This window comes from Streptomyces sp. NPDC006235 (assembly GCF_040613735.1).
Taxonomy (GTDB): Bacteria; Actinomycetota; Actinomycetes; order Streptomycetales; family Streptomycetaceae; genus Streptomyces.
The window spans coordinates 93,983-108,388 of sequence record NZ_JBEXSR010000018.1 but is presented as its reverse complement, the minus strand read 5'-3'; the positions used below and the strand labels follow the sequence as shown (position 1 = coordinate 108,388).

The following is a 14,406-nucleotide window of genomic DNA, read 5'->3' as shown; positions in this document are numbered from 1 at the left end:
CGTCCCGACACACTGGCGTCCCGGACCGGACCGACCGAGGTCCGGGCCCGTCCAAGAAGGGGGAAGGACGCATGAGGTTACGCATGCTGCTCGCCGGGGGTGCCGCCACCGTCGCAGCTCTCGGCCTGATGACCGCGCCGTCGAGCGCGGCGCACCAGGAGTCGACCGGCCTGCAGTTCGGGCGGTCGGCGCAGGCCTGGGAGTGTCCGCAGGGGTACGTCTGCTTCTACTCGGGCGCCGACGGGACCGGCTCCTGGTGCAGGTCGGAATCGTCGATCTCCGACTCGAGCTGTGGCACTCGCCGCTCGTTCTTCAACAACGGCTACGCCTCTCCCGGCCAGGATCACGTGCGTGTGTACAACAACGCCAACTACTCGGGCACCATGCACGGGTGCCTGCACTACGGATGGGCCGAAGGGCGCGGCAACTTCGCCGGCGCCGTGAACATCGGCTCCTACCGGTGGGGAGGCGAGTGCTGATCGCTCGGTGACACCCGTTCCGGCGGCCGTCGTCCTGGAGTGCACGGCCCTGGGTCGGCGGGGCGGTGGCCGGTCCTCGGGACCTGGGGTGATGTAGGTTTCGGCAACGGAATCGTCGCGCGGGAGGCGCCCGCCCATGCATACGCCGCCACGGCCCCCTGGAGCGGAGCGGACTGACGGATCAGCCATCCGGATCGGTGCTCTCGTTCCGCTGACCCGGCCTGGGTGGGTCGAGGCGGGCCGGCACCTGCTCGCCGGGCTGGAACTTGCCGTGGGCGAGGTCAACGGCGCGGGCGGGATCGCCGGAAGGCCGCTGGAGCTGGTGGTCCGGGACACCGCGGCTGATCCGCGGAGGGCTTCGGCCGCCGTGGACGAGTTGGCCGGCCTGGGCGTGGCCGCCCTGGCCGGGGAGTATCACAGCGTCGTCGCTCGTGCCGCTGCCGCCCGGGCGGACGCGCTCGGGCTGCCGTTCCTCTGCTCGTCAGCGGTACTCGACGCGCTCACCGAACAGCCGACGCAGTGGGTCGCGCGCCTCTCCCCGCCGCAGTCCCGGGGCTGGCAGGTCTACGCGGACTTCCTCCTCGGCGCGGGCCACAGCCGCATCGCCGTAGCCGCCCAGCCGAGTGTCTACTGGGCGTCCGGCATCCGCATTCTGCGGGACCACCTCACTCCGCGCGGCGGCACCGTCATCGAGCTCGACGCGGGCGGGCTCACCCCCGCGGCCCTGAGCGACGAACTCGTCGACCACCGCGCGACAGCCCTCCTCCTTCTGGTCGGCCACCCGGAACCGGCCGTGCCCATCGTCCGGTCCGTCCGCCGCGACCAGCGCCTCGCCGGGATCATGATCGGCGCCCCGGCCGGGCAGCCGGAGTTCACGGAATGGGCGACACTACTGGGCGCCGAAGGCGCCGCGATCCCGTTCCTGCGCTACCGGCCCGAGCACCTCGGCCCACTCGGCACCCGAGTCGAGACGGCCCTCCGCGAACACCTGGCCGAAGCACCCTCCTTCGTGGCCTTCGAGGGCTACGACACGATCACCGTCCTCACCGACCTGCTGCGCACGCACGGCACGGACCGGGTGCGCACGGCCGAATCCTGGCAGCGCGTGGACGTGGCAGGCACGCGCGGCCGGATCCGGTTCTCCCGCGTGCCGGGCATCAACGTGTGGCAATGGACCGCGCCACCGATCCAGGTCGTCGACCGAGACCCGACGCATCCGGATCGCTTCCGGCTGCTGTGAACTGCCTCAGGCCTCGTCCGCCCTGGTCAGGGCTTCGGTGATCATGCGGGTGGCGAAGTCGCGGTCGTCGGTGAGGCGGTTGATGTGCTCCGCGAGGAGGAAGGCGGTGGCTTCCAGGGGATTCATCTCGTCCATGGTCCAGTCCCCGTACTGCTTGCGCCACAGGCTGGGGCTCAGGCCGGTGCCGGCCGCGACGAGCAGTCCGGCCATGGTGGGGATGGCCTCGGGACGGACGCTTCTGGGCATCATGCGCATCGTGGCGACGAGGTTGGGCACGACGCACTCGATGACGTCCTTGTCGTGGTCCTCGTAGGCCATCCGCAGCCACTGCATGAACATGTAGATGAGCGTGCACGCGCCGTCGAGGATGTCGTCGACCCCGCGCGGCCCCAGGGACACGGCGAACTGCTCGGTCAGCGCTTGTTGTTCGGCGTCGGTCCCGGACCTGCCGTCGTAGACGGCCTTGAGCCGGGAGTCGATCATCATGAGTGCCGCGCCCACATCTCCGGCGGGAGCGTGCTCGGGGTCGCAGGGCGATGACACAGGTTTCCTCCTCGGTTGACCGAGAGCGGCGCGGCGTGTTCGTACAGTAGCCCTCCTTCAACAGTCGCGTGGGGCCACCAGGCCGGATTCGTAGGCGAGGACCACGAGTTGGGCGCGGTCACGGGCGTGGAGCTTGGTCATGGCCCGGTTGATGTGGGTTTTCGCGGTGAGGGGGCTGATCACCAGACGGTCGGCGATCTCGTCGTTGGACAGGCCCCGCGCGACCAGGACGACGGCCTCGCGTTCGCGGCCGGTCAACTCCTCCAGCGCCCCACCGGTGTGGCTGGGGAGCGGCTGGGTGACGTACCGGTTGATCAGCTTGCGGGTGATCGAGGGGGCGAGCAGGGCGTCGCCGCGCGCCGCGACGCGTACGGCGTGCAGGAAGTCCTCCGGCACGATGTCCTTGACAAGGAATCCGGCGGCGCCGGCGCGCAGCGCGTCGAACACGTACTCGTCGAGGCCGTAGTTGGTCAGGATGACGACGTGCACCCCGGCCAGGGCCGGGTCCGCGGCGATGCGCCGGGTCGCCTCGATGCCGTCGACGACGGGCATCTGGATGTCGACGAGCGCGACGTCGGGCAGGTGCTTCCGGGCGAGCTCCAGGCCCGCGCCGCCGTCGGCGGCCTCCGCCACCACCTCGATGTCGTCCTCCAGGTCGAGGAGCGCGCGGAATCCGCTGCGGATGAGCGGCTGGTCGTCGACGAGCAGGACTCGGATCATGACGCCCCGTCCAGGGGCAGTTCGGCCTGGACGGTGAAACCGCCCTCGCCGCGCGGCTCCGCCCGCAGCCGGCCGCCGAGGGCGGTGACGCGCTCGCGCATGCCCTGCAGCCCGACGCCGGGTGTCGGCGCGAGAGCGGGTGTGGCCTTGCCGTCGTCGTCTATGCGGAGGGCGAGGGCGTCCGGACGGCAGTCGATGCGGACCGAGGCCGTGCCGGCGTCCGCGTGCCGGGCGATGTTGGTCAGCGACTCCTGAACGATCCGGTAGACGGTCCGGCCCACGGCGGCCGGCACCTCGTGCCGCTGCCCCTCGATCGTCAGGGTCGCCTTCAGACCGGTTCTGCCGGCCCGTTCCACCAGGTCGGGCACGTCGTCGAGTCCGCGCGGCGGGGTCGTGTCGTCGTCACGCAGCGCCTCCAGCGTCACGCGCAACTCCCGGGCCGCCTCGCGGCCGGCCTCCCGGATCGCCAGCAGGGCCTCCGACACCTCTTCGCCTCGTCTGCCGGCCACATGGACGGCCGCGTCGGCCTGCACCTTGATGACCGAGATCTGATGGGTCAGGGAATCGTGCAGTTCCCGTGCGATGCGCAGCCGTTCCTCGTCGGCGCGGCGTCGCGCGGTCTCCTCCCGGGTGCGTTCGGCCTCGTCCGCCCGCCGCTCGGCCTGCCGCAGCGCCTCTCCCGCGGCGCCGGCGGCGATCAGCCAGGCGATCTCGAGGGCGCCCCGGGCCTGCGCGAACGCCTCACCCGTGTCGTGGAGGCCGGAGGCGAGAGCCGCGAGAGGGAGAGCGGCCAGCACGGTCAGGCTCGCGGCAACGGCGGCGCCCCGGTGTCCCGCCCGCACGGCCGCGTACACCGCGAACAGGTAGGCGACGGCGGGCACATCGAAGCCGGCCGCCTGATACGCCACCGCGCACACCCCGGTGACGGCCAGGACGGCGACCGGAGCCCGGCGGCGCGCGGCCAGTGCCAGCCCGCCGGCGGTCAGCAGCGCGTACCCGAGCACGTCCTGGTCCGTGGCCGAGGGGCGCCCGGACACTCCCGTGACCAGCAGCGCCCCCGCCACGCCCACGGCGATGACCCAGTCTCCGACAAGGGCCCGTACGCGGGTCCCACCTGCACTCATGCGCGCACCCTAACCGGCCGCCGCCCCGGGCGAGTCCGCCTCGCGGGCGAGGGGCCGGCTACCGCACACGCAGTACGTGGGCAGTTCCTGCGGCTTTCGCGGTAGGCCGCTGCGGCGTCGGCGGCAGCGCGAAGTGTCCGCGTCCGCCGGACGACGGGGGCCGGCCCGGGCGGACATGCTCGGGTGACACTCCGTCATCGTGTGACACCCCGTCATAGGAAGAGAAGGAGCATCTCGATGTCCGCTCACCACCTGTTCGCCGCCGGCGTCTTCGACTTCGGCCTCGGGCGTCTCGGAGCCACCACGGGCGCGCTGCTGGGGCTGGCCGGCCTCGTCATCGCCGGGCTGGCCCTGGCCCGCCCGGCCGGCCGTATCGGCTCCGTCAATCCGTCTCTCGTGGCCGGGGCGGCCATGGTGGCGGGGCTGATCGGCTTGGCCCTCGGCGGGCTGGTCGCGGCCACCGCCGACGGCGGTCTCGGCACCGGCAACGGGCTGGGCGGGGCCTATGTGGCGATGGGGGTGGGGCTCGGCGCCACGGTCCTAGGCCGGCTGGTCCTGGCCCGGGCGCGCCGCACCGGAGCGGACACGAGCGTACGTCCGGGTTCCTGACGATTACGGTCGGTGCATCGGTGGTTCGCACTTCAGAGGGCAGAGGGCTCGTATGGACGTTCGACAGCTGGAGTACTTCCTTGCGATCGTTGATCGTGGGGGGTTCAACCGTGCGGCCTCGGCTCTGTACGTGTCGCAGCCGTCGCTGTCGCAGGCCGTGCGGGCACTGGAGCGTGATCTCGGCTCCGAGCTGTTCCATCGCATCGGGCGCAGGGCAGTCCTGACGGAGGCCGGAAGGGCCCTGATCGAGCCGGCCCGGGAGGCCGTGCGGAGTCTGGAGACGGCACGGGCCAGTGTCGCGGCGGTGCATGAGCTGCGTGAGGGGCGCCTGGATGTGGCGTCGATGCCGTCGCAGGCGGTGGAGCCGCTGACGACCTTGGTGAGTGCCTTCAGCCACCGGTACCCCGGCGTCTCGGTGGCCATCAAGGCGGCGTTCACGTCGCGTGATGTGATCGACATGGTGCGCACGGGTGCCGTGGAGTTGGGACTCCTGGCGTCCGCCGGTCCGGTCTCCGACAAGGAGGTCTTCTCCCATGCGCTGGGGCGGCAGCGCTTTGTGCTGGTGGTGCCGGGCGACGGTCCCTTCGCTGATCGGACGGCGGTGGAGTGGCGGGAACTCGCGGGACAGCGGCTGATCGTCGGGCAGCCTGGTACCGGGATGCGCGCCTACGTCGACGCGCTGCGGGAGCAGGGCATCGAGTTCACCGTCGCCGCCGAGACCGAGCACCGCGTGTCGCTCATGCCCCTGGTTCTGGCCGGGGTCGGGCTCGCGGTGGTCACGGATTCCTGGCGGGACGTCGCCCGGCGACTGGGCGCCCGCGTCCTGGACATCGAGCCGGAGACCACCTTGGACATCGCCCTCGTCGGCCGCCGCGGCAGCCTGTCGCCCGCGGCCGCCGCGTTCGTCACGGCCGCCACCTCGGCCGCCGACAGCACCGCTTAGATCAAGCCGGTCAGGAGTGCAGCCCCGTCAGGGACAGGAACTCGGCGCGTGAGCGGGCGTCGTGGCGGAGTGTGCCGAGGAGGGTGGAGGTGAGCGTGCTGGAGCCCGTGGCCTGGACACCGCGCAGGGTCATGCAGCTGTGCTCGGCTTCGATGACGACGCCGACGCCCTTGGGTTCGAGATGGGCCTGGAGCCAGTCGGCGACCTGCTTGGTCAGGCGTTCCTGGACCTGGGGCCGGCAGGCGAAGTGCTCGACCACGCGGGCCAGTTTGGACAGGCCGAGGATGCGGTGGCCGGGGAGATAGCCGACGTGGGCGGTGCCGGTGAAGGGCAGCAGATGGTGCTCGCAGACCGAGCGCACCGGGATGCTGCGGGCCAGCACGAGTTCGTCGTAGCCCTCGTCGTTGGGGAAGGTCGTCAGGTCGAAGGGGCGGGGGCTGAACAGTTCGGCGTAGGCGCGGGCCATGCGGCCCGGTGTGCCGTGCAGGCTCTCGGTGCTGGTGTCGATGCCGAGTGCGGCGAGGAAGCGTGCGGCGGCGCGTTCGGCTTCGGCCAGGTCTATGCCGTCGGTGTCGTGAACGACGCGCAGGGGGGTGGGGGCGGGTGCCGCCGTCTGCGGGCGGGGGATGCTCGCGGAGGGGGCGGGCAGGTCGGCGGTGCCCGATGGGTGGCTGCCCGATGCGTGGCTGTTGATCGGTCCGGCGAGATCCATGACGTGCCTCTCGTGTGACGGGGAAGGGGGCTGGCGGGCGGCGAGTGGTGCGTCAGGGACTCGCGGTCGGGGGCGGTGCGGAAGCCGGCTCCAGACGGACGCAGCAGTGACCGGGGCTGGGCGCCAGGCGGGCGTGGAGACTGCTGTCCTCGAGACCGTCGAGGACACCCCGGAGCAGGTGGAGGTTCATGCCGCACACCGTCTGGGTGTGTTCGCGGGCGAGCGCGTGGAAGGGGCAGTTGCCCAGCACGATCGCGTCGCCGTCGAGGCGGGGCTCGAACCCGTACCGCTCCAGGAGGTCGAACACCCCTGGGCCGCCCTGTGCGGCGAGCCGGCCGCCGAGACGGTGGGCCTTGCGGTGCAGGACGGCGCGGACCGGTTCGCCCGTGGCCTCGGATTCCTCCAGGGCCTGCGCGAGGAGCCGTCCGGCCAGCTCGTAGTGCCGCTCGGGCAGGCTGACGGTGACCTGCTTGGCGGAGCGCTTGTAGAGCTTGGCCGGCCTGCCCGCTCCCGGGCCGGTGCGGCCGCTGCGGCGTTCGTAGACGACGTCGAGGAGTGCCTCGTCGGCCAGGCGGTCCAGGTGGAAGGCCGCGGTCTGGCGCGCCAGGCCGAGTGCGGCGGCGGCCTCGTCGCGGCTGACCGGCCCCGGCTGGCGCACGACGTGGTCGTAGAGGCGCCTGCGGGTCGGCTCGTCCAGGGCGGCGACGGCGGAGACGTTCGGGTGGGGTGCTTCTTTCGGGTGGTCCACGAACACCAGTGTAAAACCCATGGGCATTGACTAAAGAAGCCGCCCGCGCTTCTATTGTCAGTGAGAGTTGTCGATAGAAGGAACGGTGCGCCATGACGTCCGCAACCCACCCCTCCCCGTCCGTCGCGTCCCGGCGGGCCGCGCTCGGCGACCCCGGCTACCAGGCGTTCGTCATCCTGCGCGTCGGGTTCACCGTGGCACCGATCCTGTTCGGGCTGGACAAGTTCACCAACCTGCTCGTCGACTGGCCCGCGTACCTCGCGCCGTGGATCGACGACATCGTGCCCGGCAGCGCCCAGGCCGCCATGTACGCCGTCGGTGCCGTCGAGATCGTCGCCGGTCTCGCCGTCGCTCTCGCCCCGCGCTTGGGGGCCTGGCTGGTGGCCGGCTGGCTGGCCGGCATCATCGTCAACCTGCTGACCATCCCGGACTACTACGACATCGCGCTGCGCGACTTCGGCCTCCTGCTCGGCGCGGTCGCCCTCGCCCGGCTCGCCCAGCGCTACCACGGCGAGCGGCAGCCGCACTGACACGGCGGCGCGGACGGACGGGGGAAGGCGGGTGAGCGTCAAGCGGCTCACCCGCCTCACCCGCGTCCGGCCCCCCGACCGGGTCAGGTGCGGACGGACGGCTGCCGGGGCGGGGTGCGGTGGTGGAGCCGGATCGCCACCGGGGCGGCGGTGAGGACGGAGGAGTACGTACCGACCACGAGGCCGATGAGCAGGGCCAGCGCGAAGTCGGTGAGCGAAGACCCGCCGAGCACGGCGAGGGCGGTGAGGATGAACGCGGCGCCCAGACCCGTGTTCACGGTCCGGGGCAGGGTCTGCACGACGGCCCGGTCGGTGAGGTCGGGCAGCGGCACCCCGGGGGTCCGTCGGGCGAGTTCCCTGATGCGGTCGAAGAGGACCACGGAGTCGTTGACCGAGTAGCCGATGACGGTGAGCAGGGCCGCCAGGAACACCCCGTCGACAGGCCTGCCGAGCCAGGCGAAGACACCGACGAGGATCAACACGTCGTGGGCGAGGGCGACGACCGCCGCGGTGCCGAACACCCAGCGGAAACGTGCCGCGAGGTACACGAACTGGGCACCCAGAGCCACGGCGAGCGCGATCAGGGCACCCCGGCGCAGCTCCTCCCCCAGGCTGGGGCCGACCAGTTCGTCACGGACCTTGTCCGCTCCGCCCCCGAGATCGCGCACGGCACCGGTGACCTCCGTCTCCTCGGCGTTGGTCAGCGGTTCGGTGCGCACGGTCAGGCCCGCTTCGCCGGACGACCGGACGACGGCCCGGGGGAACCCGGCGTCGGCCAGCGCGGTGCGGACCCGGTCGGGGTCGACGGGGCTGGTGGTGGCGTACTCGATCAGGCGGCCACCGGTGAACTCCACGCCGAGGTCGATGCCGCGCACCGCGATGCCCGAGCCGGCCAGGACCAGCGCGGCGGCCGACACGGCCAGCCAGCGGCCCGGCCGGCGCATCAGCCGGGGGTTGCGGCGGGTGAGGCGGTCGCGGACCGCGCCGGTGCCGGCGATGCCGGTGAGGCGGGGGCGGCGGCGTACCCGGGGACGGCTCACGGCGACCTCGGCGAGCACGCGGGTGATCACCAGCGCGCTGAACATGGAGGCGAGCACACCGATGCCCAGGGTGACGCCGAAGCCGCGCACCGGCCCGGAGGCGAGGAAGAACAGCAGAGCGGCCGCGATCAGCGTGGTGATGTTGGAGTCGGCGATCGCGCTGAAGGCGTTGCGGAAACCGGCGGCCAGCGCCGAGCGGGTACTGGAACTCCGGCGGGCCGCGTACTCCTCGCGGGCCCGTTCGAAGACCAGCACGTTGGCGTCCACGGCCATGCCGATCGCGAGGACGAAACCGGCCAGGCCCGGCAGGGTCAGGGTGGCGCCGAGCGCGGCCAGGGCGGCGTAGGAGACGAGGCCGTAGCAGACCAGGCCGACCGCGGCCAGGACACCCATCAGCCGGTAGACGCCGATGATGAACAGCGAGGTCAGCGCGGTGCCGAGGGCCGCCGCCCAGGCGCTCGCGGTGATGGCCTGCGCCCCCAGGGTCGGGCCGACGGTGCGCTGCTCCACGGTCTCGACGGGCACGGGCAGGGCTCCGCCGTTGACGAGCAGGGAGAGTTCACGGGCCTCCTCCGGCGTGAAGGAGCCCGTGATCTGCGTGGCCCCGTCGCGGATTCCGGTCCGGCAGGCGACGGACGGGTCGACCTGCGGCGAGGAGATGACCTTGTCGTCGAGGACGATGGCCACCCGCCGCGCCGGGTCGCCCGCCGGGTGACAGGCGGCCTCACCGGTCAGCCGGGCCCAGCCGGCGCGACCGTCCCCCTCGAAGCCGACGGTGACATGCCATCCGGCTCCGCCCTGCTGGTCGAACCGGGCGGCGGCCTCCTTGACGTCCTCGCCGGTCAGCGCCGCGGCCCCGAGGCGCAACGGCGTGCCGGACTCGTCGGGCAGGACGCGTTCCCGGGGCTGCTGCTCCGGCAGCGGCTGGGAGGGCTCATCGGGGCGGTCGGCGGTACGGTCGGCGGTGCCGAGCACCGGGTGGAAGGTGAGCTGCGCGGTACGGCCCAGCACCTCGGCCGCCCGCTTCGGGTCCTGTACGCCGGGCAGTTCGACGATGATCCGGTTCTCACCGGAGCGGACGAGGGTGGGTTCGGCGACGCCCAGTCCGTCGATACGGCCGCGCAGCACCTCCAGGGTGCGGTCGGTGGCCTCACGGCCGGCGTCGGTGGTGGGCGTGGAGCGGGTCTCCAGCACGAGTTGCGTACCGCCGCGCAGGTCGAGTCCGAGACGGACCGGCACGGTGACGGCGATGGAGAGGGAGAGGGCGATCACGGCGAGGGCGAGCAGCGCCCTCACGCGCAGGGAACGGTTCAACGGGGGCCTCCGGCATGCGCGACCACGGCCACGCGGGCATGGCCGTGGTGCTGTCGAGGAGAGGAAAAGGGGGGTGTGGGGGTGTCAGATGCCGGAGGACACAGGGGGTGCTCGCCCACGGTCACGGAGTGCGTGGGGATCCGAGGAGGGGAGGTGCGCGGCCGGTGCCGGGAGGTGCGGGGCGACGGGTGGCGTGACGTCCGTGCCGGGGATGCAGGTGGCGAGGTGCCCGCGCGGGGCGGGGTGCTCGCTGTGCGGGTCCGGGCGGGTTGTCGCCCGGATGGCGCGGAGGGTGTCGCATCCGTCGTCGGCGCGCGGCGCGTTGGTGCAGACGGTGTCGCATCCGTCGTCGGTGCCCGGACCGCTGCCCGCGTGCCGGTCGACCGCTGCCACGGCGGTGGCCACCGGCTCGGTCGTCGTGCCGGGTGGCGGACCGGCGATGCCGAGTGTGGCCAGCAGCGCCAGGAGGACGGCCGCCAGGAACGTGACGTGGGGCCGGGCTCCACCGGCGGCGGGGGCGGTGCGCGCGGTGTGGTGCATGCACCGTCCCCCTTTCATCGTGGTGCTCGGTGGGTGGAGCGCGGTGCGGGCCGCGGCTCAGGCCTCGATCAAGCCGGCACGGATGGCGTACCGCGTGAGTTCCAGGCGGTCGCGCAGGCCGAGTTTCTGGAGCAGGTTGGCGCGGTGCCGCTGGACGGTCTTGATGCTGATGAACAGCAGGTCGGCGATCTCCTTGGACGAGTGCCCCTCGGCCACCAGCTTGAGGACCTCTTCCTCGCGGGGTGTGAGGATCTGCTCGGGCGTCTCCTCGCCGTGGCGGGCCCGGTCGAGGTAGTTGCGGATCAGCGCGGTGACCGCGCCCGGATACAGGAAGGGCTCGTCCCGCATCGCGGCCCGGCACGCGGCGACCAGGTCCCGGTCGGCGACGGACTTCAGCACGTACCCGTTCGCCCCGGCCTTCAGGGCCTGGAAGAAGTACTGCTCGTTGTCGTGCATCGTGAGCATCATGATCCGCAGGCCCGGCTTGAGGGCGGCCAGTTCCCGGGCGGCCTGGAGGCCGGTCAGACGCGGCATGGCGATGTCCAGCACAGCCAGGTCGACTTCGCGGGTGCGGGCCATCTCGATGGCCTCGGCGCCGTTCCCGGCTTCGGCGACCACTTCGAGGTCCGGTTCCCGGTCGAGGATGAGCCGTACGCCCCGGCGCACCAGCGCATGGTCGTCGGCGAGCAGGATGCGGATCGTGCTCGTCCCCGACGTCGCGGTCGTCGCGGTCGTGGCGGTCGGGGTCGTCGTGGTCGCTTCGGGCATGGTCAGGGCTGCTTCCTGGATACGGGCGCGGTGAGCTGGACCCGGGTGCCGGTGTCGGGTGCCGGGGTGATCTCGAGGCTGCCGCCGATGAGCAGGGCCCGCTCGCGCATGCCGCGGATGCCGGCGCCTTCCCGGGGGGCCTCGACACCGCAGCCGTCGTCGGTGACGGCCAGCACCACGTGGTCGTCGGTGTGACGCAGGGCGACGGTGACCCGTGTGGCGTCCGCGTGCCGGGCGACGTTGGTCATCGACTCCTGGGCGACGCGGTACAGGACCAGTTCCGTCTCCGGCCCCAGGGCCGGCAGGTCGGCATCGAAACGGCGGGTGACCTGCAACCCGGTGTGGGTGGCGAAGTCCTCGGTGAGCGAGGTCAGCGCGCTGACCAGGCCCAGGTCGTCGAGCACACCGGGCCGCAGCCTGCGCGCCAGGCGGCGGACCTCGTCCAGGCTCTCCCGGGTGATCTCCTGGACCTCGTGCAACTGCTCGCGCAGCGGCGGCGGTGCCTCGTCCGAGGCGCGCTTGAGCTCCAGCAGGATCGCGGTCATGCTCTGGCCGACCTCGTCGTGCAGTTCCTGCGCGATGCGGCGCCGTTCGGCCTCTTGAGCCAGCAGGGCCCGGGCACTGCTGGTGGCCCTTTCGTGCTCCAGCCGCTCCAGCATGGCGTTGAACGTACGGATCACCTCGGTGATCTCGCCGCCGCCGGATGCGGGCAGGCGCTGGCCGGGACGCAGCAGGTCCACGGTGGTCATCAGCTTCGTGAGCCGGCCCAGCGGGGCCAGGCCGAGCCTGAGCAGCGCGGCGTTGGCGACCAGCATGACGACCAGGCCCCCGACGAGGATGATCGCCTCGGTGAGCAGGACGGGCACGGAGACGGTCACCGGGGCCCACAGCAACAGGGCCGTGGCCGTGCCCAGCACCACGGCGTTGAGGGCGAAGATCCGCCAGAACAAGGACACCCGCCCTCAGCCTCTCTCCTGGAAAACGCCTGGAACCGCTGGGCCCCCTGGAACTCCCGGAACCCCGGAAACTCCCGGAACCCCTCGAAAGAGCCTGCCCGGTCCCGAGCGCCCCGTCGATGGGGCCCGACCCCCATTTCCCCGGTCGTGCACCACCCACGACGCGGCCGCGTGCATCCCCCGCCCCGGCACAAATGGGCCCCGCGCCCGATAGGTATCCGCCACCGGCCCGGCCAGGGTGGAAGAGACACGAACCGCCCAGGTATGCCGCCCGTGCCGCCTGTGCCGCCGAGAAAGGGACCGACCATGTCGCTCGATGTCACCCGGGCCGAGCCCCGTCTGCACGACGCCCGTCAACGTCTGGAGCACGCCCGCACCTCACGGCTGGCGCAGTTGCGGGCCCTCGACGAGACCGGCCCCAGCGCGGACGACGACCCCCTGCTGGCCGTCCAGAAGACCGCGATGGAGCGGGTCCTCCAAGAGATCGAGGAAGCGTTCGCCCGCATCGATGACGGCACCTACGGAACGTGCCTCGGCTGCGCCAAACCCGTCCCCGCGGAACGCCTGGAGATCCTCCCCTACACCCGCTACTGCGTCGCCTGCCGCCGCCGCACCGCCTGACCGACCGACTGCCCGACGCCCGTACCGAACCTTCTACGACCTGCCTCAAAGGGGTGACGTGGTGACCGACCAGACCATCGGCGAGAGCACGACCCACCTGTCGGCAGACGACCTCGTCGCGCTGCGCGAGAACCTGCACGAGCAGCGTCTGTTCCGCCAAGAACAACTGCGCCAGCTCGCCGGCCCCGCCACCTCCCGTGCCGAGGACCGCAACCGGCGGCAGGCCGCCGCGCAGGCGGAGGTCCGCGTCAAGCTCGCGGCGTCCGCCCGTATGGTCCTCGCCGACGTCGAAGCGGCCCTCACCCGCATGCGTCAGGGCTCCTACGGCACCTGCCACCTGTGCCGGCGCCCCGTCGACCGGCAACGGCTGATGATCGTGCCGCAGGCCCGCTATTGCGCCCGCTGCCAGCAGGTCAAGGAGGCGCTCCCGTGACCGGCGCACAGGTCCGACGCGGGTTCTCGCAGAGACGCCGCCGGCCGTCAGCGAGGCGGGTGGGACGGGAGGGCGTCGGGGCGGGTCCCCTCGGCCTTGGCGGCGTCGGCGAGGGCCGCGGCAGCGGCTTGCGCCGCCTGTGCGGTGTCGTCGGCGGCCTGGGCGGCCATGTCGTCCGAAGGCTTCTCGACGGTGGCCGGCGACCGGGGCAACACCTCGGTGAAGGCGCGGGACATGCCCTGGAGTGCGGCGGTGATCTCGCTGGGGATCACCCAGAAGTTGTTGCCGGGGCCCTGCGCGAGCTGGGGCAGCGTCTGGAGGTACTGCCAGGCCAGCAGCTTCGGGTCCGGGTCGTTGCGGTGCACGGCCTGGAACACCTCGTCGATGGCCCGGGACTGGCCCTCGGCCTGGAGGATCGCGGCCGTGCGGTTTCCCTCCGCGCGCAGGACGGCGGCCTGCTTGTCGCCTTCGGCGGTGAGAATCTGCGACTGGCGTTGTCCTTCGGCCCCGAGGATCGCGGCTCGCTTGTCCCGCTCGGCTCGCATCTGCTTCTGCATCGCGTCCTTGATGGACTGCGGGGGGTCGATGGCCTTGATCTCCACGCGGTTGACCCTCAGTCCCCACTTGCCGGTGGCCTCGTCCAGCACGCCGCGGAGCTGGCTGTTGATGGTGTCCCGTGAGGTGAGGGTCTTTTCCAGGTCCATGGATCCCACGACGTTGCGCAAGGTGGTGACGGTGAGCTGTTCGACCGCCTGCAGGAAATTCGCGATCTCGTAGAAAGCCGCTCGCGGATCGGTGACCTGGAAATACAGAACGGTGTCGATCTCGACGACCAGATTGTCCTCGGTGATGACCGGCTGCGGTTTGAACGAGACGACCTGTTCCCGTAGGTCGATCACCGGGTGAACACGGTCGATGTAGGGGATCACGAGGCTGAGGCCGGGATTCAGGGTCCGGTGGTAGCGGCCGAGTCGCTCGACATTACGCGCGCGTGCCTGCGGCACGATGCGGACCGCCCGCACCACGGTGAAAACCGCGATCAGCGCGACGATCAGGCCGGCAATCAGGAACGCCGAGGTTTCCATG

17 protein-coding genes are annotated in these 14,406 nt (G+C 72.0%); 7 read left to right on the top strand and 10 right to left on the bottom strand.

Features of this window, described 5'->3' with window-relative positions:
• The first annotated feature begins 71 nt into the window (after positions 1–71).
• Positions 72–479: a peptidase inhibitor family I36 protein gene (locus ABZ192_RS22080; protein WP_356926149.1), complete on the top strand. Its 408-nt coding sequence runs from the start codon at positions 72–74 to the stop codon at positions 477–479.
• A 136-nt stretch (positions 480–615) separates the two neighbouring features.
• Positions 616–1,719, top strand: coding sequence for an ABC transporter substrate-binding protein (locus tag ABZ192_RS22075; RefSeq protein ID WP_356926148.1), 1,104 nt, complete (start codon positions 616–618; stop codon positions 1,717–1,719).
• A 6-nt stretch (positions 1,720–1,725) separates the two neighbouring features.
• Here the strand turns inward: ABZ192_RS22075 and ABZ192_RS22070 are convergent, their stop codons facing one another.
• Genes ABZ192_RS22070 through ABZ192_RS22060 form a run of 3 tightly spaced genes read right to left on the bottom strand, consistent with a single transcriptional unit; the run spans position 1,726 to position 4,106 of the window.
• Complete coding sequence (locus ABZ192_RS22070; protein WP_356926147.1) at positions 1,726–2,262, bottom strand: hypothetical protein; 537 nt, start codon at positions 2,260–2,262, stop codon at positions 1,726–1,728.
• A gap of 57 nt (positions 2,263–2,319) precedes the next feature.
• Positions 2,320–2,982, bottom strand: coding sequence for a response regulator transcription factor (locus ABZ192_RS22065; RefSeq protein ID WP_356926146.1), 663 nt, complete (start codon positions 2,980–2,982; stop codon positions 2,320–2,322).
• Positions 2,979–4,106 (bottom strand): histidine kinase, encoded by a 1,128-nt coding sequence (locus ABZ192_RS22060; RefSeq protein WP_356926145.1) that lies wholly within the window; start codon positions 4,104–4,106, stop codon positions 2,979–2,981. Before ABZ192_RS22060 ends, ABZ192_RS22065 begins: the two co-directional genes overlap by 4 nt.
• Positions 4,107–4,343: 237 nt before the next feature.
• On the opposite strand from ABZ192_RS22060, the gene ABZ192_RS22055 reads away from it, so the two are divergent.
• Positions 4,344–4,715 (top strand): DUF6223 family protein, encoded by a 372-nt coding sequence (locus ABZ192_RS22055; protein WP_356926144.1) that lies wholly within the window; start codon positions 4,344–4,346, stop codon positions 4,713–4,715.
• A 52-nt stretch (positions 4,716–4,767) separates the two neighbouring features.
• Positions 4,768–5,658, top strand: a complete 891-nt coding sequence (locus tag ABZ192_RS22050; protein WP_356926143.1) for a LysR family transcriptional regulator — start codon at positions 4,768–4,770, stop codon at positions 5,656–5,658.
• 10 nt (positions 5,659–5,668) lie between these two features.
• Here the strand turns inward: ABZ192_RS22050 and folE are convergent, their stop codons facing one another.
• The gene (gene folE / locus ABZ192_RS22045; protein WP_356926142.1) at positions 5,669–6,370 is read right to left on the bottom strand and encodes a GTP cyclohydrolase I FolE; all 702 of its coding nucleotides are present in this window, start codon (positions 6,368–6,370) and stop codon (positions 5,669–5,671) included.
• A gap of 52 nt (positions 6,371–6,422) precedes the next feature.
• On the bottom strand, positions 6,423–7,124 hold the full coding sequence (locus ABZ192_RS22040; protein WP_356926188.1) for a helix-turn-helix domain-containing protein: 702 nt from the start codon (positions 7,122–7,124) through the stop codon (positions 6,423–6,425).
• Between the two features lie 86 nt (positions 7,125–7,210).
• Between ABZ192_RS22040 and ABZ192_RS22035 the strand changes: the two genes are divergently transcribed.
• Positions 7,211–7,648 carry a DoxX family membrane protein gene (locus ABZ192_RS22035; protein WP_356926141.1) on the top strand — a complete coding sequence of 146 codons (438 nt, stop codon included), beginning with the start codon at positions 7,211–7,213 and terminating at the stop codon, positions 7,646–7,648.
• Between the two features lie 83 nt (positions 7,649–7,731).
• Here the strand turns inward: ABZ192_RS22035 and secD are convergent, their stop codons facing one another.
• The 4 genes from secD to ABZ192_RS22015 all read right to left on the bottom strand — a co-directional run bounded on the left by secD (position 7,732) and on the right by ABZ192_RS22015 (position 12,266).
• Positions 7,732–10,002 carry a protein translocase subunit SecD gene (secD, locus tag ABZ192_RS22030; RefSeq protein ID WP_356926140.1) on the bottom strand — a complete coding sequence of 757 codons (2,271 nt, stop codon included), beginning with the start codon at positions 10,000–10,002 and terminating at the stop codon, positions 7,732–7,734.
• A gap of 84 nt (positions 10,003–10,086) precedes the next feature.
• Complete coding sequence (locus ABZ192_RS22025) at positions 10,087–10,542, bottom strand: hypothetical protein (protein WP_356926139.1); 456 nt, start codon at positions 10,540–10,542, stop codon at positions 10,087–10,089.
• Positions 10,543–10,599: 57 nt separating this feature from the next.
• Positions 10,600–11,310 (bottom strand): response regulator transcription factor, encoded by a 711-nt coding sequence (locus tag ABZ192_RS22020; protein ID WP_356926138.1) that lies wholly within the window; start codon positions 11,308–11,310, stop codon positions 10,600–10,602.
• Positions 11,311–11,312: 2 nt separating this feature from the next.
• The gene (locus ABZ192_RS22015; RefSeq protein WP_356926137.1) at positions 11,313–12,266 is read right to left on the bottom strand and encodes a sensor histidine kinase; all 954 of its coding nucleotides are present in this window, start codon (positions 12,264–12,266) and stop codon (positions 11,313–11,315) included.
• Between the two features lie 306 nt (positions 12,267–12,572).
• On the opposite strand from ABZ192_RS22015, the gene ABZ192_RS22010 reads away from it, so the two are divergent.
• Complete coding sequence (locus ABZ192_RS22010; protein ID WP_356926136.1) at positions 12,573–12,887, top strand: TraR/DksA C4-type zinc finger protein; 315 nt, start codon at positions 12,573–12,575, stop codon at positions 12,885–12,887.
• 58 nt (positions 12,888–12,945) lie between these two features.
• Positions 12,946–13,320 carry a TraR/DksA C4-type zinc finger protein gene (locus tag ABZ192_RS22005; protein ID WP_356926135.1) on the top strand — a complete coding sequence of 125 codons (375 nt, stop codon included), beginning with the start codon at positions 12,946–12,948 and terminating at the stop codon, positions 13,318–13,320.
• 47 nt (positions 13,321–13,367) lie between these two features.
• Here the strand turns inward: ABZ192_RS22005 and ABZ192_RS22000 are convergent, their stop codons facing one another.
• Positions 13,368–14,405: an SPFH domain-containing protein gene (locus tag ABZ192_RS22000; protein WP_356926134.1), complete on the bottom strand. Its 1,038-nt coding sequence runs from the start codon at positions 14,403–14,405 to the stop codon at positions 13,368–13,370.
• Between the last annotated feature and the right edge of the window lies 1 nt (position 14,406).